The organism is Pseudooceanicola atlanticus, assembly GCF_000768315.1.
GTDB lineage: Bacteria > Pseudomonadota > Alphaproteobacteria > Rhodobacterales > Rhodobacteraceae > Pseudooceanicola > Pseudooceanicola atlanticus.
On the sequence record NZ_AQQX01000008.1, the window covers coordinates 27,390 to 44,337 of the forward strand.

General features: G+C 63.2%; 15 protein-coding genes. 5 read left to right on the plus strand and 10 right to left on the minus strand.

Features of this window, described 5'->3' with window-relative positions:
• The first annotated feature begins 27 nt into the window (after nucleotides 1-27).
• On the plus strand, nucleotides 28-1,512 hold the full coding sequence (gene der / locus ATO9_RS16205; protein WP_043751605.1) for a ribosome biogenesis GTPase Der: 1,485 nt from the start codon (nucleotides 28-30) through the stop codon (nucleotides 1,510-1,512).
• 71 nt (nucleotides 1,513-1,583) lie between these two features.
• Here der and ATO9_RS16210 read toward each other — a convergent pair whose 3' ends face one another.
• A complete protein-coding gene (locus ATO9_RS16210; RefSeq protein ID WP_043751608.1) occupies nucleotides 1,584-2,282 on the minus strand; it encodes a hypothetical protein in 699 nt (232 codons plus the stop codon).
• A gap of 367 nt (nucleotides 2,283-2,649) precedes the next feature.
• Between ATO9_RS16210 and ATO9_RS16215 the strand changes: the two genes are divergently transcribed.
• The gene (locus ATO9_RS16215) at nucleotides 2,650-2,886 is read left to right on the plus strand and encodes an EF-hand domain-containing protein (protein ID WP_052418398.1); all 237 of its coding nucleotides are present in this window, start codon (nucleotides 2,650-2,652) and stop codon (nucleotides 2,884-2,886) included.
• A gap of 70 nt (nucleotides 2,887-2,956) precedes the next feature.
• Here ATO9_RS16215 and serS read toward each other — a convergent pair whose 3' ends face one another.
• From serS to ATO9_RS23595, 4 genes are all read right to left on the minus strand, one after another.
• Entirely contained in the window at nucleotides 2,957-4,246 is a 1,290-nt protein-coding gene (gene serS / locus ATO9_RS16220) for a serine--tRNA ligase (RefSeq protein WP_043751611.1), read from the minus strand.
• Between the two features lie 90 nt (nucleotides 4,247-4,336).
• Entirely contained in the window at nucleotides 4,337-5,176 is an 840-nt protein-coding gene (locus ATO9_RS16225; protein ID WP_052418399.1) for a metallophosphoesterase family protein, read from the minus strand.
• Nucleotides 5,173-6,159: a diacylglycerol/lipid kinase family protein gene (locus ATO9_RS16230; protein ID WP_052418400.1), complete on the minus strand. Its 987-nt coding sequence runs from the start codon at nucleotides 6,157-6,159 to the stop codon at nucleotides 5,173-5,175. Before ATO9_RS16230 ends, ATO9_RS16225 begins: the two co-directional genes overlap by 4 nt.
• A 148-nt stretch (nucleotides 6,160-6,307) precedes the next feature.
• Nucleotides 6,308-7,627: a PRC-barrel domain-containing protein gene (locus ATO9_RS23595; RefSeq protein WP_052418401.1), complete on the minus strand. Its 1,320-nt coding sequence runs from the start codon at nucleotides 7,625-7,627 to the stop codon at nucleotides 6,308-6,310.
• Between the two features lie 154 nt (nucleotides 7,628-7,781).
• Between ATO9_RS23595 and pdxA the strand changes: the two genes are divergently transcribed.
• On the plus strand, nucleotides 7,782-8,783 hold the full coding sequence (gene pdxA, locus ATO9_RS16245; RefSeq protein ID WP_043751614.1) for a 4-hydroxythreonine-4-phosphate dehydrogenase PdxA: 1,002 nt from the start codon (nucleotides 7,782-7,784) through the stop codon (nucleotides 8,781-8,783).
• 42 nt (nucleotides 8,784-8,825) lie between these two features.
• Here the strand turns inward: pdxA and ATO9_RS16250 are convergent, their stop codons facing one another.
• From ATO9_RS16250 to ATO9_RS16265, 4 genes are read right to left on the minus strand one after another with little or no spacing between them, the layout of a single operon-like run.
• The gene (locus ATO9_RS16250; RefSeq protein ID WP_043751617.1) at nucleotides 8,826-10,034 is read right to left on the minus strand and encodes a beta-ketoacyl-[acyl-carrier-protein] synthase family protein; all 1,209 of its coding nucleotides are present in this window, start codon (nucleotides 10,032-10,034) and stop codon (nucleotides 8,826-8,828) included.
• The gene (locus ATO9_RS16255) at nucleotides 10,031-10,291 is read right to left on the minus strand and encodes an acyl carrier protein (RefSeq protein WP_043751620.1); all 261 of its coding nucleotides are present in this window, start codon (nucleotides 10,289-10,291) and stop codon (nucleotides 10,031-10,033) included. The genes ATO9_RS16250 and ATO9_RS16255 overlap by 4 nt, the downstream gene beginning before the upstream one ends.
• 33 nt (nucleotides 10,292-10,324) lie before the next feature.
• Nucleotides 10,325-11,416, minus strand: coding sequence for a UDP-3-O-(3-hydroxymyristoyl)glucosamine N-acyltransferase (gene lpxD / locus ATO9_RS16260; protein ID WP_043751623.1), 1,092 nt, complete (start codon nucleotides 11,414-11,416; stop codon nucleotides 10,325-10,327).
• Between the two features lie 33 nt (nucleotides 11,417-11,449).
• Nucleotides 11,450-13,078: a L,D-transpeptidase family protein gene (locus ATO9_RS16265; RefSeq protein ID WP_043751627.1), complete on the minus strand. Its 1,629-nt coding sequence runs from the start codon at nucleotides 13,076-13,078 to the stop codon at nucleotides 11,450-11,452.
• 312 nt (nucleotides 13,079-13,390) lie between these two features.
• On the opposite strand from ATO9_RS16265, the gene mepK reads away from it, so the two are divergent.
• Nucleotides 13,391-13,960, plus strand: a complete 570-nt coding sequence (gene mepK / locus ATO9_RS16270; protein WP_052418402.1) for a peptidoglycan L,D-endopeptidase MepK — start codon at nucleotides 13,391-13,393, stop codon at nucleotides 13,958-13,960.
• 99 nt (nucleotides 13,961-14,059) lie between these two features.
• Here the strand turns inward: mepK and ATO9_RS16275 are convergent, their stop codons facing one another.
• A complete protein-coding gene (locus ATO9_RS16275) occupies nucleotides 14,060-14,743 on the minus strand; it encodes an invasion associated locus B family protein (protein ID WP_043751630.1) in 684 nt (227 codons plus the stop codon).
• Nucleotides 14,744-15,244: 501 nt separating this feature from the next.
• Between ATO9_RS16275 and ATO9_RS16280 the strand changes: the two genes are divergently transcribed.
• On the plus strand, nucleotides 15,245-16,798 hold the full coding sequence (locus ATO9_RS16280) for a helicase HerA-like domain-containing protein (RefSeq protein WP_043751906.1): 1,554 nt from the start codon (nucleotides 15,245-15,247) through the stop codon (nucleotides 16,796-16,798).
• Nucleotides 16,799-16,948 lie beyond the last annotated feature (150 nt).

Here is a 16,948-nt window from a genome sequence, read left to right on the forward strand (position 1 = left end):
AGCTTCTGACAAGGTTCGAGGCCTCAGATGTCCTTTACTCTCGCCATCGTCGGGCGGCCCAACGTGGGCAAGTCGACGCTTTTCAACCGCCTTGTGGGCAAGCGCCTGGCCCTGGTCGACGACCAGCCGGGCGTGACCCGTGACCTGCGCGAAGGCGATGCCAGGCTGGGCCATCTGCGATTCACGGTGATCGACACGGCCGGCCTGGAAGAAGCGACCGATGAAAGCCTTCAGGGCCGGATGCGCAAGCTGACGGAACGGGCCGTGGACATGGCCGATATCTGCCTTTTCGTGGTCGATGCGCGCGCTGGCCTGACCGCCTCGGATCATTTCTTCGCCGATATCCTGCGCAAACGGTCGGCCCATGTGATCCTCGCCGCCAACAAGGCAGAGGGGCGTGCCGGTGAGGACGGCCTGATCGAGGCCTACGAGCTGGGCCTGGGCGAACCGCTGCGCCTGTCCGCCGAACATGGCGAAGGGATGAGCGAACTGGCCGCCGTGCTGGACCCGATCGCCGAAAGCTTTGCCAAGAAAGAGGCCGCAGCCGCCGACGCCATGGAGCAGGCGGGTCTGACCCCCGACACCGATATCGATGTGGACGAGGAGCCGGAGGAGGACGAAAGCTGGCGCCCCAGCGACGAACGCCCCCTCCAGGTCGCCGTGGTCGGTCGCCCCAATGCGGGCAAGTCGACCCTGATCAACAAGATCATCGGCGAAGATCGCCTGCTGACCGGGCCCGAGGCCGGGATCACCCGCGATTCCATTTCTCTCCGCACAGAATGGGATGGGCTGCCGGTTCGCATCTTCGACACGGCGGGCATGCGCAAGAAGGCCAAGGTGCAGGACAAGCTGGAACGGTTGTCGGTGTCTGATGGTCTACGCGCCGTGAAGTTCGCGGAAGTCGTGGTCGTCCTGCTGGATGCGGCGATTCCCTTTGAACAACAGGACCTTCGCATTGCCGACCTTGCCGAACGCGAGGGCCGGGCTGTCGTGGTCGCCGTGAACAAATGGGATCTCGAAGAGGACAAGCAGGGCAAGCTGCGTGATCTGAAGGAGTCCTTCGAACGGCTTCTGCCGCAGCTGCGCGGCGCACCGCTCGTCACCGTTTCGGCCAAGACCGGGCGTGGCCTTGATCGTCTGAACGCGGCAATCGTGCGGGCGCATGAGGTCTGGAACAGCCGGGTCTCTACCGCAAAGCTGAACCGCTGGCTGATCGGCATGCTGGAACAGCACCCACCGCCCGCGCCTCAGGGCAAACGGATCCGCATGCGCTACATGACGCAGGCGAAGACGCGGCCGCCTGCCTTTGTCGTGATGTGCTCGCACCCCGACAAGGTGCCGGACAGCTATTCCCGCTACCTGACCAACGGTCTGCGGGAAGGATTCGATATGCCGGGCACGCCGATCCGGCTCTACCTGCGGTCCCAAGCGGACAAGAACCCTTACAAGGGCCGCAAGAAGGCTACCCCGTCCCGCCTGCGCAAGCACCTTGGAAAACCGAAATTGTCGTGAAGTGACAACGCGCTACGGTGCGTTTCGGAACCGATATGCGAACCGCGGCCCTCTTCCGGCCGCGGTGGCTGTCACGAGCGTTTCAGCACGAATGGCAGGCCCAGAAGCCCCATTCCGATGACCGGTAGGGCGATCATCAGCGGCTCTGCCGGGGCGAGGTTCGACACGACGATCCCGATCAGCGCCCAGACCAGCACCAGCAGGTAAGTGATTTCGGGCAGGATGCGCAGCACGATCGACGCCAGCGCCAAGGCTCCGATCAGAAAGGCCGCATGGATCGTCAGGACCGGGGTTGCGCCATATCCCGTCGCCAGCACCGCAGTCGCCACCGACGATGCAGCGGTCAGCCAGCCACAATAGAGCGCGACCGGCGCCCGCAGCCACCAGCGATCCGTCAGCGGTGTGTGCAGCAGCGCTATCAGGGCCGTGCCCCACATCACCCAGATCAGGACTGTTGCCCAGATGGGCGAGATATTGGCTACCGGTATCCACGCCGCCCCGACGACCAACGACGCGATCAGCGGCCAGCGTGTCCTGTCCCAGGCCGGGTCCTCGTCGCGTTTAAACAGGCCATACCCGGCAGAGAAGATGAGCCAGGCATAGATCAGGCCCCAGATGGAAAATGCCCACCCCGCAGGCTGGATCGGCGGATCGGTCTGCGGCACCGGGAATTGGTCGGGCGAGAAACCGTTGAACCCGGTCGACAACCAAGGCGACAGGGCAAATGCAACGGCGGCGGTGAATGTCAGGATGGCCTTCATGCGTATCATGTTAACCCTACGCGTGAGCCCCCGGTTTGGTTCATTTCAGCCCACGCTTCAGGCAGAATCATCAGCCGATCCGGTCATGGCGGAAACTGGCGCAAATCAGGGCTTTGCGTAAGTGACGATTTGGTTGTGCCGAATGCCGCCCAACCTTCGGCAAGGGCTGGCCGGTTCGGTCGAAAACCGGCCCGGCCGCGGCACCACCAATGCGCGAAACGCAGCCGCAGCCTTCGCGCTTTGGGCATGCGCTTGCGCAAAACCGTGGTCCAGGGTTTCGGACGTTCACAGCGTATTGCCCGCTCTCTCCCTCTCACCCAGCTTCCCTCCTGACGGTCCGTGAAGCCGTCACATCAACCTCAACAGGAGAGAAAACATGATGAACTCGATGACCCGTATCGCCGCGATCCTTGGCCTGACCGCGACCCCGCTTCTGGCGGAAACGATGGTCGAGGACACGGATTCCAGCGGCAGCTATTCCATGGAGGAACTGACCGTCTCCTATCCGGAGCTGACCGAGGCGCTGTTCATGGAAATGGACGCCGATGCCAGCGGCGAGGTGAGCCCGGAAGAGCTGACAGCCGCCGTGGATGCGGGCCTGATCGAAGAGTGATCGCTCTGGGGAGCTGACACCGAAAGGCAAAGGGGCCGCACCCGGGGTGTCCGGGTGCGGCCCTGATCGTTCAGACGAGGACGCCGTCGGCGGTCAGGGTCGTCTTGCCGCCCAGCCAGGGATGCAGCGCCTCGGGCAGGACGACAGAGCCGTCTTCCTGCTGACCGTTTTCCAGCACCGCGATCAGGCAGCGCCCGACGGCGAGGCCCGATCCGTTGAGCGTATGCACGAATTCCGGCTTGCCGCCTTCGGGGCGGTAGCGGGCATTCATGCGGCGCGCCTGGAAGTCACCGCAGACCGAGACCGAGGAGATCTCGCGATAGGCGTTCTGACCGGGCAGCCAGACCTCGATGTCGTGGGTGCGGCGTGCGCCGAACCCCATGTCGCCCGTGCACAGGGCCACGGTGCGGAAGGCAAGGCCGAGGCGCCGCAGGATGCCCTCTGCGCAGTCGGTCATGCGGTCCAGCTCGGCGCGGCTTTCCTCGGGCTTGGTGATCGACACCATCTCGACTTTCTCGAACTGGTGCTGGCGCAGCATGCCGGCTGTGTCACGACCCGCGCTGCCGGCCTCGGACCGGAAGCACTGGGTGTGGGCGACGTAGCGGCGGGGCAGGTAGCCTTCGTCGATCATTACGTCGTTGACGATGTTGGTCAGCGTGACCTCCGCGGTCGGCACCAGCCACCAGCCCTCGCGGGTCTGATAGCTGTCCTCGCCGAACTTGGGCAGCTGACCGGTGCCATACATCATCTCTTCCTTGACCAGGACCGGGGTCCAGGTCTCGGTCAGACCGTTTTCGGTCGTGTGGGTGTCCAGCATGAACTGCGCGAGCGCGCGGTGAATGCGGGCAACACCGCCCGACAACACGACAAAGCGCGAACCGGACAGCTTGGCCGCCGTTTCGAAATCCATACCGTCCTTCACGCCGGGCAGCTCGTAATGCTCCAGCGGCTTGAAGGCGAATTCGGGCGGCGTGCCATGGGTCCGCAGTTCGACATTGTCGTCCTCGTCGGCGCCGTCCGGCACATCGTCGTGGGGCAGGTTGGGAATGCCCATCAGCATGTCGGTCAGCTGGCTGTCCAGCTCTTTCGCCTCGGATTGCATTCGGGCGACCTCGGCCTTCTTCTCGGCCACCAGCGCACGCAGCCGTTCGAACTCGGCCTCGTCACCACTGGCCTTGGCCTTGCCGATCGCCTTGGAGGAGGCGTTCTGTTCCGCCTGGGCGGTCTCGGCCGCATGAATGCGGCTGCGGCGTTGTTCGTCCAGCGCCAGGATCTCGGATGAGACCGGCGACACCCCGCGACGGGCCAGGGCGGCGTCAAAGGCGGAGGGGTTCTCGCGGATAGCGCGGATATCGTGCATGATCTCGTTCCGGAATCAGTCAGGTTGAAGTGTGACTGCTTATGGACGATTTTCCCCTCGGGCAAAACAGGTGCTGCAAACCTGTCTATCTCAGGCCCGGTCGGCGGGGATTTCCTGCACCGACGGGCTTTGCCATCCGTCCTGGCCGCGATGGAATATCAGCTCTTCCCGCGCCGAGAACCGGTAATCCGGCCCGGCAATCCAGCGGGTGATCGTCACCCGGCTGTCTTCGCCCGGTTTTCCGATATCCAGCATTGCGAAATCGTTGGGCTCCCCGCGCTGGCGCGTGGACAGGCCCGTTCCGCAATGCAGTTGCAGGGCACCGGGGGCTTTCGGGTCGGGCGGGGTGATGACATGCCAGCGGTGCAGATGCCCCGAAAGGACGATGTCGGCCCCGGCTTCGGTCAGCTTGGTCAGGCCCTTGGCGGCGTTCCGCATGCCTTTCTTGTCGCTGTGGGCGGGCATGTCGAAGGGATGATGTGCGACGATCACGTTCAGGCGCGACGCCGGGCCGGATTGGCACAGCATCGCCGCGCGACGGATCGACGACCCGCGCGCCCAGCCGCTTTGCCACTGCCAGGGCGAGGCGGTGTTCAGCCCGATCACTGCAAGGTCGGGGCACAGCCAGGTCGGCTCGAGGTCGGGCGAGATATGGCGCCGGTACATGGTGAAGGGACGCAGGACGCGCCGTAAGGGCCGATGGATCGGCAAATCGTGGTTGCCAGGCACGGAAAGAACCGGCGCATCCAGATGGTCGATGAAGGTTCGCGCGGCGCGGAACTGGCTGGAAAAGGCCCGTTGGGTCAGGTCCCCGGAAATCGCAACCACGTCGGGGGCGAGGCGATTGACGGTTTCGATCAGAGGGCGAAGCAGTTCAGGCTTGTCGCGGCCGAAATGCAGGTCGGACAGGTGGATCAGTCGGGTCGTCATGATGGGTCTTGGTCAGTCTCCGGTGCGATGACGCGCAATACGTCCTTGTGCAAGGTGAAGCAGAAGGGGCTTTTCATCTCGCTCTTCTCGCCATCCCGCGCGACGAGTCGCTTTTTCTGCCGCGTCTCGATCTTCACCTCGCGACCGTGGATCAGCTCCATGTCGCGCCCGGGACGGGCGGCGCGACCGGCGAGACGCAGGGCGCGCAGGATCAGCCCGTAGCGCCCGGTATCCGGCGCCACGTAGAGCGCGAATTGCCCCTCGCGCACCTTGTCGGCGCCGGGCAGGTCAAATTCCTCGATCTGGTAGGCAGAATTCGCGACGAAGGCGAGGGGGCTTTTCGCGCGTCGCGGCTCTCCGTCGACCGTGATCTTCATCGACAGGGGGCTGCCAAGCGTCATCAGCGCGCGCAGCACGGACCAATAGGCAGCGATGCGGCTGCGCCCCCATTTGCGGTAGATGCCTTCGCGCTGGTCCAGGATCGCGGGATAGGCCCCCAGCGACGCGTTGTTGAGGAAGACATGTCCATTGACCTCTCCGATGGACAGGGGACGCACCGGCGCCTGTGCCAAAGTGCGAGCGGCGGCATCGGGATCGTCCTGCGGAATGTTCAGGGACCGGGCGACGTAGTTGAAGGTGCCCAGCGGAATGATCCCCAGCGGCGGCACGTCGTGTCCCTGCTGCTGGCGTTCGAACAGGACCGAGGTCACACCGGCGATAGAGCCATCGCCTCCACCGACCGCCAGGATGTCGATGTCATCCTCCAGCGCCTCGCGGGCCACGTCGGTCAGCGACCGGCCATCCTTGACCACGTGCAGGCTGGCCTGTGCGCCGTGGCGGTCCACAGCGTCGCATATCTGGTCGAACAGCCCCGGGTCCCGGCGTCCGGAGCCGGGATTGGCCACGATCGCGATGCGGCGCGGGGCCGCGTCGGTCGCCTGTGCCGGTCCCGACGGCGAAAGAGGGGAGGGTTTGAGATACATCCGAGGGCCCTTTTCAATGCTCCTAGACGAACGCTGGCGGGGCAGGGTTGTTCCCCTTTTCCGTTCTCCGGCTCCATCCCCCCAAACATGCGCGCACGAAAAAGGGGGCCGAAACCGGCCCCCTTTCTCAATTCTCAATCGACAGCGATTACTGTTCGAAGCGCGGCATCTCTTTGAGATCGCTTTCGATCATCGCGGTGTAGATGCGCAGTTCATTGCCACCGTCCTGCTGCATGATCTTCAGATCACTCAGCTTCAGGGCGACCGGCTTTTCGCCAAGGCCGAGGAAGCCACCAACATCGACGATCGCGTCGGTGATTTCGCCTTCTTCGGTCACGACCAGATCGGAGACTTCACCGATCCACTTGTCGTTGGCGTCGTAAACGCGGGCACCGTCAAGATTTTCGGCGGTCAGCACGGCGTCACCAGCGGCCGAGAAGTTCTCGCCGTTCATGTCACCTTCGGCTTCGGCATCCGCTTCGGCCATGTCTTCGCCCATCATCGGCTCACCGGTTTCTTTCGAGGCAGCCATGTTTTCGGCGTCGGCATCGGTCGCTTCGTCAGCGGCTTCGGCCATCTCGTCGTTGGCCTCGTCAGCAGCGGCCGCGATGTCATTGCCGGTTTCTTCGGCAGTGTCTTCGGTGGATTCTGCTGCGTCGGCAACGGCTTCGCCGGTCTCTTCGGCTGCGTTTTCAGCGCCTTCGGCAACGTCTTCACCGGTTTCTTCAATGGCTTCGCCGGTGTTTTCAGCGGCCTGGGCCATGTCTTCGCCGGTTTCTTCCATCGCTTCGCCGGCATTGTCCGCGGCGTCGGCCATTTCGTCGCCGGCCTCGTCCATGGCTGCTTCGGCTTCGTTGCCGGCCTCTGCCATCTCTTCGCCAGCTTCGTTCGCCATCTCTTCGGTTTCCGCTTCGGCGGACTCCATCGGCGTCTCGTCGGTCATGCCGTCTTCGGACGCTTCGGTCCCGGTGGCGGCTGCCATGTCGGAGCCTTCGCCATCTTCGGACATGTCCGCGCTGGCCTGCTGTTCGGCACCAAATTCAGGCGCTTCTTCCAGCGTTGCCGGGTCGGCGTTCAGGACGAGGAAGAAATCGTCGGCATCTTCGGTCGAGCTGTCGGAGACGAACTGGACGTCGGACAGTTTGGCCGCGACCTGGCGCTCGCCAATGCCGAGGAAGCCACCGATATCGACCAGAACGGCGTTGACCTGGCCATCGCGGGACATGATCACATCGTTGATTTCACCGATGTCTTCCCATTCCTGGCCGGCACCTTCGGCTTCGGTCATCTCGCCGGAATTCTCGGCGGCGTAGACGCGCATCCCGATGAAGTTGGAGGCGTGGATCGACTGTTCGCCCGGCTGCGCCATGAACGGCGAAGCGGCGGTTGCATCTTTGTGAGCTTCGGCCTGAACGGCACCGGCAGCACCGGCGGCGATCAGGGCAGTGGTCAGCATGAGATGTTTCATGAGGGGGTCCTCTCCATTTTGTGTAAACGACGCGGCGTCGTTCTTGTTGGGCCAACACGGGGTTGGACATTCCGGTTCCCGCCGAAACGCACTTGTGTTGTAAATTGCTGAAAAGGGGGATTTTTTCACCCTCCATCCGAGGTAGGCTGGCGACATGACAGATTCGAAAACAAGCGTGATCCCGCTTGCCGTTACCCTTGGCGATCCGGCGGGAATCGGCCCGGAGGTGGCCCTGCGGGCCGCGACGCGACCCGGTGCCCCCCGCTGCGTATTGCTTGGCGAACGCGCCACGGCACTACGGGCGCGGGACCTCGTTGCGCCGGGCCTCGACATCGTCGAGATCTCTGATCCGGGTACGGAGGTGCCGGAGGCATCTCTGCCGTTGATCGTGACGGGCAAAGCCCCCGCGCATCCCTATGGACAGGTCAGCGCGGCGGCCGGGCAGGCGGCCTATGATGCGATCCTGAAGGCCATTGATCTTGCGCGCGCCGGCGCGGTGTCGGGCATCGTCACCGCCCCGATCCACAAGGAGGCCCTGTCTGCCGCCGGGATACCGTTCCCCGGCCATACGGAGATGCTGGAGACCCATGGCGGCGTGCGCGAGGCCGGGGGCCGCGTCGCCATGATGCTGGCCAATGACGAGATCCGGACAGTTTTGGTCACCATCCACGTCTCGCTCAAGGATGCGATAGATCAGGCGGATTTCGAAGCGCAGATGCGAGCCATCCGCCTCGCTCAGCAGGGCTGTCGCGCCTTCGGCATCGCCGCGCCGCGCGTGGCGGTGGCCGGTCTGAACCCCCATGCGGGCGAAGGCGGGCTCTTCGGGCGCGAAGAGATCGAGATTATCGCGCCCGCCATCAAGGCCGCGCAGGCCGAAGGGATCGACGCGTCAGGCCCCTGGCCCGGCGATACGGTCTTCATGCAGGCGCGTCAGGGGCGGTTCGACGTGGTCGTGGCGCAATATCACGACCAGGGGCTGATCCCGGTCAAATACATGGGGCTCGAGAAGGGCGTGAACGTGACGCTCGGGCTGCCCTTCGTGCGGACGTCGCCAGATCACGGCACGGCCTTCGACATTGCGGGGCAGGGCATCGCCGACCCGGCCTCCATGGCGACGGCGATGGAGATGGCCGCGCGGATGGTCGCAGCGCTCTAGACCTGTCCGTAGGTTGATGAAATCAAAGGGCTGTGCCCGGCCTTAGACCTTGCGCAGCGCCAGAACCGCGTTCAGACCACCAAAGGCGAAGGCGTTGGACAGGGCGACGTCCACCTTCGCCTCGCGGGCTTCGTTCGGGACGATGTCCAGCGCGCATTCCGGATCCGGTTCCTCGTAACCGATGGTCGGGGCGATGACCCCGTCGCGCACGGCCATGATACAGGCCAGCAGCTCCACCGCGCCGGTGCCGCCGATCAGGTGGCCATGCATCGACTTGGTCGAGGACATCATCAGGTTGTCCGCATGCGGCCCGAAAGCATCCGCTACGGCTGCACATTCGGTCTTGTCGTTGGCGGCGGTCCCGGTGCCATGGGCGTTGATGTAGCCGACCTCTTCGGGGTTGATCCGGGCATCGCGCATCGCGCCGGAAATCGCCCGTGCCGCGCCCTGCTTTGAGGGCATCACGATGTCGGAGGCGTCAGAGGACATGGCATAGCCGATCACCTCGGCCAGAATCTCGGCGCCGCGCGCCTTGGCGTGTTCGTATTCCTCGAAGACGAAAACCCCCGCGCCTTCGCCCTGAACCATGCCGTTGCGGTTGGCTGAGAAGGGGCGGCAGGCATCCTTCGACATGACGCGCAGCCCTTCCCAGGCCTTCACGCCGCCGAAGCACAGCATGCTTTCCGACCCGCCGGTGACCATGGCGGGCGACATGCCGGAGCGGACCATCTGGAACGCCTGCGCCATTGCGTGGTTCGACGACGCACAGGCGGTCGAGACGGTAAAGCTCGGCCCCTTGAGATTGTATTCCATCGACACGTGGCTGGCGGCCGCGTTGTTCATCAGCTTGGGCACGACGAAGGGATGAACACGGTTCTTCCCATCCTCGTAGACCGAGCGGTAATTGTCGTCCCAGGTCGACACGCCACCGCCCGCCGTGCCCAGAACGACACCGGCCCGTGCGGCCAGATCTCCGATGAATTCCAGCCCGGATTGGGTGATCGCCTCGCGCGCTGCGATCAATGTGAACTGGGTGAACCGGTCATAGAGCGCCATCTGCTGGCGGTTGAACTGGCTGTCGGCCTCGAAACCCTTGACCTGACCGCCGATGGTGATGGCCAGCCGTTCGACATCGCGGAATTCCAGTGCCCCGATGCCACAGCGGCCTTCGCGCATGGCGTCCAGTGTCTCATCGACCGTGTGACCAAGCGCGTTGATCGTTCCCGCGCCGGTAATGACAACGCGTTTCACGAGGTCTGTTCCGCCACCAATTTCCGGATACCCGCAACGATCGCGCCGACATTGGTGATGTCGAAATCGCTTTCAGAGGGTTCATTGGCGTTGAAGGGAATCTGGATGTCGAATTCCTCTTCGATGGCGAAGATGCTTTCGACCAGACCCAGGCTGTCGATGCCCAGATCCTCCAGCGTCGAGTCATCGGTGACATCGGACGGCTCGATCATGGCCTGATCGGCGATGATCTTGATGACTTTGTCCCGGACGTCCATGCGACTTCCCCCCTAGACTATGCTGCCCGTGATCTAATCTTTCTGACCCGTCTTGAAAACCGCTTTCTGCAACTCTGCGATGTCCTGCAGAAGGCGGGGCAGACGACGCTGGGCTTTGTAGATTTCCAGATGCGTGTCCATCTTGATGCCCGGATAGCCAAGGATCACACGGCCTGCGGGGATCTTGTTCAGAATTTTCGTACCGCCACCGGCCACGACGTTGTCGCCGATGCTGGTATTGTCGGTTACGCCGACCTGTCCGCCCAGGATCACATTATTGCCAACAGTGGTCGATCCCGCTACGCCGACAAGCGCGGCGAACAGGCAATCATTGCCGATCCGCACGTTGTGGGCCACGTGGCAGAGGTTGTCGATCTTGCAGCCATTGCCGATCTGGGTGGGCCGGATCGTGCCGCTGTCGACGCAGGAATTCGACCCGATCTCGACATCGTCGCCGATCACGACGGAGCCGAGGGAATGGATGCGAATCCAGCTCTGCCCCTGCGCCGTGACCTCTTCGCCCAGCGTGGCGCGGGCCTGTTCGACGGTCGATTCCTCGGGCGTGACAAAGCTCAGCCCATCAGAGCCGATCACCGATCCCGGCTGCGCCACGAAACGCGCGCCGATCCGGACGCGGGCCATGATGCGGGCCGTGGCATGCAGAAAGCTGTCGGGCCCGATCGTGCTGCCCATGCCGACATAGCATTGCGGCCCGATCACGGTGCCGTCGCCAATTTCGACATCCGGTCCGACATAGGCCATCGGCCCGATGGTCACGTCGCGGCCGAGCTTGGCCGACGGATCGACCATGGCCGAGGCATCGACGCCACGGGGATAGCCCTGGCCCGGATCCATCATGGCGGTCAGGCCAGCCATGGCGACGCGCGGACGGGGAACAAGGATTGCCGCCTCCAGGCCCAGCTCCTGCCAGTCGGCATCGGCCCAGAGCATCGCGGCCCGTGCCTTGCCTTCGGGCAGGGCCTTGGCGAAGGCGGGTTTCATGGCCAGCGCCAGCTGTTCGGCGTTGCAATCAGCGGGTTCGGCGCAGCCCGAAACGCTCATCCCGGTATTGCCGGCGGCGGTGCCGCCGACTTCGCGGGCGATTTCCTCGATCGTGTATGACATGCGGGCCTCCCGGACGAAACTGTCCGGGCCGGGTTACCCCTGAACGCCGCGCAGTTCCACCCCTTCGCGGGCCAGCGCGTCCCAGATCTTCGCATCCCGCCCATAGACGTCACGGCGATAAGTCATCTGACCCTTCGCCTGGCTCATCGCGGTGCGATAGATCAGGTGGACCGGCAGCGGTTCCTTCAGATCAACCTTGGTCTCGAGCCCGGTATTCAGCTTGGACTTGAAGAAACCTTCGGGGTCATCGACCTGCCAGGCCAGCAGCGCATAGGCGAAATCGAAAGGTTCGTTCAGGCGGATGCAGCCGTGAGAGAACGCGCGGACATCGCGGCTGAACAGACTTTTTGCAGGCGTATCATGCAGATAGATGTTGTTCTTGTTCGGGAACATGAATTTCACCAGCCCAAGCGCATTGCGGGACGAGGGCGGCTGTTTCAGGTCAAACGGGAAGTTGCGCGCATTGTAGGCGGCAAAGTTCACCGCGCTGCGATCCACCACGCGGCCACGGCCGTCGATCAGCTTCAGATGACCATTGGAATAGGGGTTCCGCTGGAAGGCCGGCAGGTATTCACTCACCGCGATGGAGCGCGGGACGTTCCAGGTCGGGTTGATGATCATGTGTTCCATCACGTCCGAGAATTCCGGCGTGCGGTGTGTGGACAGGTTTTTCCCGATGACGGACCGGGTTTTGAAATAGACCTTGTCGTCTTCCATGATCCTGGCGTGGAAATCGGTCAGATTCACAAGGACATGGCGGTCGCCACGATCCCGGTTGAGCCAGCGTTCCCGCTCCATCGCGACGATGACGGATTGCAGGCGGGCCTCGGCAGGTTCGTTGATCTCGTCGATGGTCGTGCGGCCGGCAACGCCGTCTTCGGGCAGGCCGTGGTCGATCTGGAATTGCAGGACCGCGCCTTCCATCTCGCTGTCGTAGGTCATGTCGACCCGACGGGGCAGGTAGCCCATGGTGACGAGGCGATCACGCAATGCGACCACGTCACGGCCGGTCGTTCCGGGCTTGAGCGCGTTTGCCTGCACGCGCGGACCGAAACCGCCGGTGGCGATCAGCGCCTCGAGGCGTAGCTTTTCCCGCATCAGGCGGGCATATTCGGCGTTCTGCGGCGGCAGGCTTTCGAAAAAGGCCTGCGGATCCTCGGACGTGATGCCCATCAGGTAGCCATCCTTGTCGCGCAATGGCACCTCGCGAACGATGCCGCTGTCGATGCTCGCGGGCGTGAGGATGCCGGTCTGGATGTCCTGGGCGAAATCGAGGAACAGCGCCGAAAGCTTCACGTCCAGCTCGCCGCGCTTGCGGTCGGTATCGGCGGTGCGCATTTCCTCGATCAGGCCCTGCAGATCATAGGCCTGGGCGGGCAGGCCATGGTCGCCGGCCACGGTCAGCGCTGTCATCAGCGCTCGGCGGCGGCTGACATAGGGTTCACCCTGGCCGGTCCAGATCGGCGCGAATTCGGTCTTGCGATAGAAGGTCGCCAGTTCCCGGTTATCGGCTGCGGTTTCCGCCACGGCCTGCTGGAAGGGGGTGATACGGATGGTCGTGTCCGATTGCTGTGCAAAGGCAGCGCCTGCGCTCAGGGCAATCGCCACGGCAGCACTGGCCACCAGGCTTTTGCGGGTTCGGGTCAGGGCAGCAAACGGCATCCTTATCATTCCTTCTTTAAAAACAGCGCTGTGTTCACCGTCGCGAGAGGTTGATGCGCTGTCTATTCACAAATGCTTCAACAGCGAAACAACTTTCTGCTTGATGCAAGCTGGTGACGCCGGTTTCGGCAAGGCGGGAAATCCGTACTTTTGGCAGAATCTCGCCGAAAACCAGTAGATAGATACAATGCTTGTCAATTCAGCCTTGGTCGTTCGCAAACACTATGCGATAAAAATGCAGCATCTGGGGATGAGATGTAAATCAGCCACGTAACATCGTGGCACAGGTAAGCGACGGGACAGGCGCAGAATATGACTATCGAAAGCTCGACGGGCATTTCGCGGCGTGCACTTCTGGGTGCGTTCGCGGCAACGGCAGTAGTAGCAGCACCGACATTCTCCAAGGCAGCGGGCGTTCTCAAGAACGCAGGCGATATTCGCCGTATCCGCATGTACTCCGCCCGCACGGGCGAACGGATCGACATGATCTACTGGGTCGAAGGTCACTACATCAAGGATGCAGTGAAGGAAGTGAACCACTTCATGCGCGACTGGCGCACCGACACCTCCAGCCCCATCGACCTGCGCACCATCGACATAATGGCCGCGTCCCACAACCTGCTGGATGTGAGCGAGCCCTACATGCTCCTCTCCGGCTACCGGACGCCCAAGACGAACTCCATGCTTCGGTCCAAGTCGCGCAACGTGGCGCGCAACTCTCTTCACATGAAAGGCCAGGCTGCCGATCTTCGCCTGTCCTCCCGCTCCGTCAACCAGATGGCCCGCGCAGCTGCGTCCTGCCATGCCGGTGGCGTGGGGCGGTATTCCGGCTCCAACTTCGTGCACATGGATTGTGGCCCGATCCGCAGCTGGGGCGCTTAATTTCTACCTATCAACGCGTGGGGCGCTGTCCCGTTCCACGCAGCATCAAAAAAGCCCGCCAATCTGGCGGGCTTTTTCGTGTTCGGCTGTATCGCTGGATCATTCCTGCGCGGCAGGCGGTGCCTGACGGGGCACGATCGTGTCAAAGCTGGCGGTGAAGCCCGACAGCGACATGGTCAGGTTGACCGGCTGTTCCGGGTTCTCGACCGGGGCCAGGGTCACGGTCGCCGATGCACCGGCCTTGAACGAGCTGATGTCGCTGGCCAGCAGGCCAATCCGCGAATAGCAGGCGTTGCCGTCGCAGAACGCGTAGCGGTAGACCTTGCCCTGGCTGCCATCGACGGCAATGCGCAGGTCACGGTTCAGCGCGGTGCCCAGCGGAACGACGATCGTCGCGCCCGCGGCAACCTGACCGCCTGCGGGCAGTTTCTCGATGATGACCTCGGCCACCGGGTTGTTCTCGGCGCCGCGCAGCAGTTGGTACAGCTGGCAAGGCTCGTTCGCCGGGTCTTCCTGTTTGACGCACTGGATCTGCCAGTCGCCATTTTCCTCGCGGATATAGGGCTGACCGACCTGAGGCTCGCCCGTGTTTTCCGGCGTGCCGACATCCAGGCCGGTTGTCGGGTCGACACCGCTGGGCGCTTCGGCGTCGGTCTGGGCTTCGGCCTCAGCCGCCGGAGCGGCATCCTGGTCCGTGGCGGTGTCTTCGGTCGTTTGAGCGAAGGCCGTGCCGGTCATTGCGGCGATGGCCAGAGCGGAGAGCAAGGTTTTCGTATTGAACATTTCCGTCCCGAAATCTGTTGGTTTGGAGGCTGGCCTAGCACCAAGCCGTGGCAATGTCAGGCCCCATCAAGGCCCATTTCCGGATCAGACCGGCAGGTTGCGAAATCTTGCCAAGGGGCGGGTCGGTTTGCAATCGCGCTTGCACCATGTCCCCAATAGAAAAGGGGCCGATGGCCCCCTTTCATTCGCTCCCTGTCGGACTGGCCGACTTATGTTTGAGCCGACGCTAGGCGGTTTGTACACAGGCGTCAACAGGCAAAATTCCGGAAAAATCCGTGCTGACAGCATGGGTTGCGGAATTCATTTGTGTACTGACAAGTCTGAAACCGCGCCTGGGATGGGTGGGCCAAAAAAAACCGCGCCCTCGGGCGCGGCCAGTATGACAGGGAGGAAGTCAATCGCCGCAAAAGGACATGTGCGGCGACAGATTTGATACTGGCAGGGAAAGGTTAAGATAGTATGTTCGCTCACGAAAATGCGGCGGAACAAGGGGTCGGGCGGATGAGCACGGAGTTGGAGGGTCACGTCTTTATCGGCGGTGGCGGCGAGGAATACGGGGAAAAGCAGGGGCTTGCCCTGAACTACGCCAACCGGCACGGGCTGGTCGCCGGGGCCACCGGGACGGGCAAGACCGTCACGCTTCAGATCATGGCAGAAGGCTTTTCCGCCGCAGGCGTTCCGGTGTTCCTGTCGGATGTGAAGGGCGATCTGTCCGGGCTGGCTGAGGCGGGCAGTGAAAGCTTCAAGCTGCACCAGGCCTTTACCGATCGGGCGCAGAAGATCGGCTTTGCCTCATACGTCTACGAGAAATTCCCGGTGCTGTTCTGGGACCTGTTCGGTGAGCAGGGCCACCCGATCCGCACCACCGTCAGCGAGATGGGGCCGCTGCTGCTGTCGCGCCTGATGGAGCTGTCGGAAGCACAGGAAGGCATCCTGAATATCGCCTTCCGTGTCGCCGATGAAGAAGGCATGCCCTTGTTGGATCTCAAGGACTTGCAGGCCCTTCTGGTCTGGGTGGGCGAGAACCGTGCGCAGCTGAGCCTGCGTTATGGCAATGTCTCGACCTCGTCCATCGGGGCGATCCAGCGGCGGCTGCTGGTGCTGGAAAACCAGGGTGGAGCGAAGCTCTTCGGGGAGCCGGCGCTGGAGCTGGCGGACATGATGCGCACCGATACGGACGGGCGGGGCATGATCTCGATCCTGGCGGCGGACAAATTGATGGGCTCTCCGCGGCTTTACGCGACCTTCCTGCTGTGGCTGCTTTCGGAGTTGTTCGAGGAATTGCCGGAGGTTGGCGACCCGGACAAGCCCAAGATGGTGTTCTTCTTCGACGAGGCGCACCTGCTGTTCGACGATGCCCCCAAGGCGCTGGTCGACAAGGTGGAGCAGGTCGCGCGCCTGATCCGGTCGAAGGGCGTAGGTGTCTATTTTATAACGCAAAATCCCGGTGACGTACCGGAGGATATCCTGGGCCAGCTGGGCAACCGGGTGCAGCACGCGTTGCGGGCCTTCACCGCAAAGGACCGCAAGGAATTGCGGATGGCCGCCGAGACGTACCGCGACAACCCGCGTTTCGTGACCGAGGATGCAATCCGCGAGGTCGGTGTGGGCGAGGCCGTGACCTCGTTCCTTCAGAAGAAGGGCGTGCCGGGAATCGTGGAGCGGACCCTGGTGCGCCCGCCGTCTTCTCAACTGGGTCCGATCGAGCCGACGTTGCGCCGCCAGTTGATCGACACATCGCCGATTTCCGGGAAATATGAGACACTTATCGATCGTGAGAGCGCCTATGAAATCCTGACCAGACGCGCCGCAGAGGCCGCCCGCGAGGCCGAGAAAGCCGAGGCGGAGGAAGAGGAAAAGGAGGCGGCGGAGCGGGAATATTCCGCCGGTCGACGCTATACCGGAGGGCGGGTCAGCCGGTCGACCTCGAAGCCGGTGCGCAAGGAAGATACCTTTGGCTCTGCGATCACCGAGGCCGTCATCAAGGAGCTGAAAGGCACCACCGGGCGGCGGATCGTGCGGGGGATCTTCGGCGGGCTCTTCAAGGGGCGTTAAGGCACCGGACGGGACGTCGGTATCACGTCGGTATTCGGTCGGTATTGCGTCGGTGCGAAACCGGCAGACGTCGGACCAAAGAAAAACGGCCCCTCGAGGGCCGTTTTGCATGTGTGGTTCTCGCAGCGATACGTCGATTTCCGATCACAT

Excerpts from the sequence above, each read along its gene's own strand:
- ATO9_RS16230 (WP_052418400.1), bottom strand. The coding sequence starts at position 6,159 with ATGTATCTCAAACCCTCCCCTCTTTCGCCGTCGGGACCGGCACAGGCG.
- ATO9_RS16280 (WP_043751906.1), top strand. The coding sequence starts at position 15,245 with ATGAGCACGGAGTTGGAGGGTCACGTCTTTATCGGCGGTGGCGGCGAG.
- pdxA (WP_043751614.1), top strand. The coding sequence starts at position 7,782 with ATGACAGATTCGAAAACAAGCGTGATCCCGCTTGCCGTTACCCTTGGC.
- ATO9_RS16215 (WP_052418398.1), top strand. The coding sequence starts at position 2,650 with ATGATGAACTCGATGACCCGTATCGCCGCGATCCTTGGCCTGACCGCG.
- ATO9_RS16275 (WP_043751630.1), bottom strand. The coding sequence starts at position 14,743 with ATGTTCAATACGAAAACCTTGCTCTCCGCTCTGGCCATCGCCGCAATG.
- ATO9_RS16210 (WP_043751608.1), bottom strand. The coding sequence starts at position 2,282 with ATGATACGCATGAAGGCCATCCTGACATTCACCGCCGCCGTTGCATTT.
- ATO9_RS16225 (WP_052418399.1), bottom strand. The coding sequence starts at position 5,176 with ATGACGACCCGACTGATCCACCTGTCCGACCTGCATTTCGGCCGCGAC.
- lpxD (WP_043751623.1), bottom strand. The coding sequence starts at position 11,416 with ATGTCATACACGATCGAGGAAATCGCCCGCGAAGTCGGCGGCACCGCC.
- ATO9_RS23595 (WP_052418401.1), bottom strand. The coding sequence starts at position 7,627 with ATGAAACATCTCATGCTGACCACTGCCCTGATCGCCGCCGGTGCTGCC.
- ATO9_RS16265 (WP_043751627.1), bottom strand. The coding sequence starts at position 13,078 with ATGCCGTTTGCTGCCCTGACCCGAACCCGCAAAAGCCTGGTGGCCAGT.
- serS (WP_043751611.1), bottom strand. The coding sequence starts at position 4,246 with ATGCACGATATCCGCGCTATCCGCGAGAACCCCTCCGCCTTTGACGCC.
- der (WP_043751605.1), top strand. The coding sequence starts at position 28 with ATGTCCTTTACTCTCGCCATCGTCGGGCGGCCCAACGTGGGCAAGTCG.
- ATO9_RS16255 (WP_043751620.1), bottom strand. The coding sequence starts at position 10,291 with ATGGACGTCCGGGACAAAGTCATCAAGATCATCGCCGATCAGGCCATG.
- mepK (WP_052418402.1), top strand. The coding sequence starts at position 13,391 with ATGACTATCGAAAGCTCGACGGGCATTTCGCGGCGTGCACTTCTGGGT.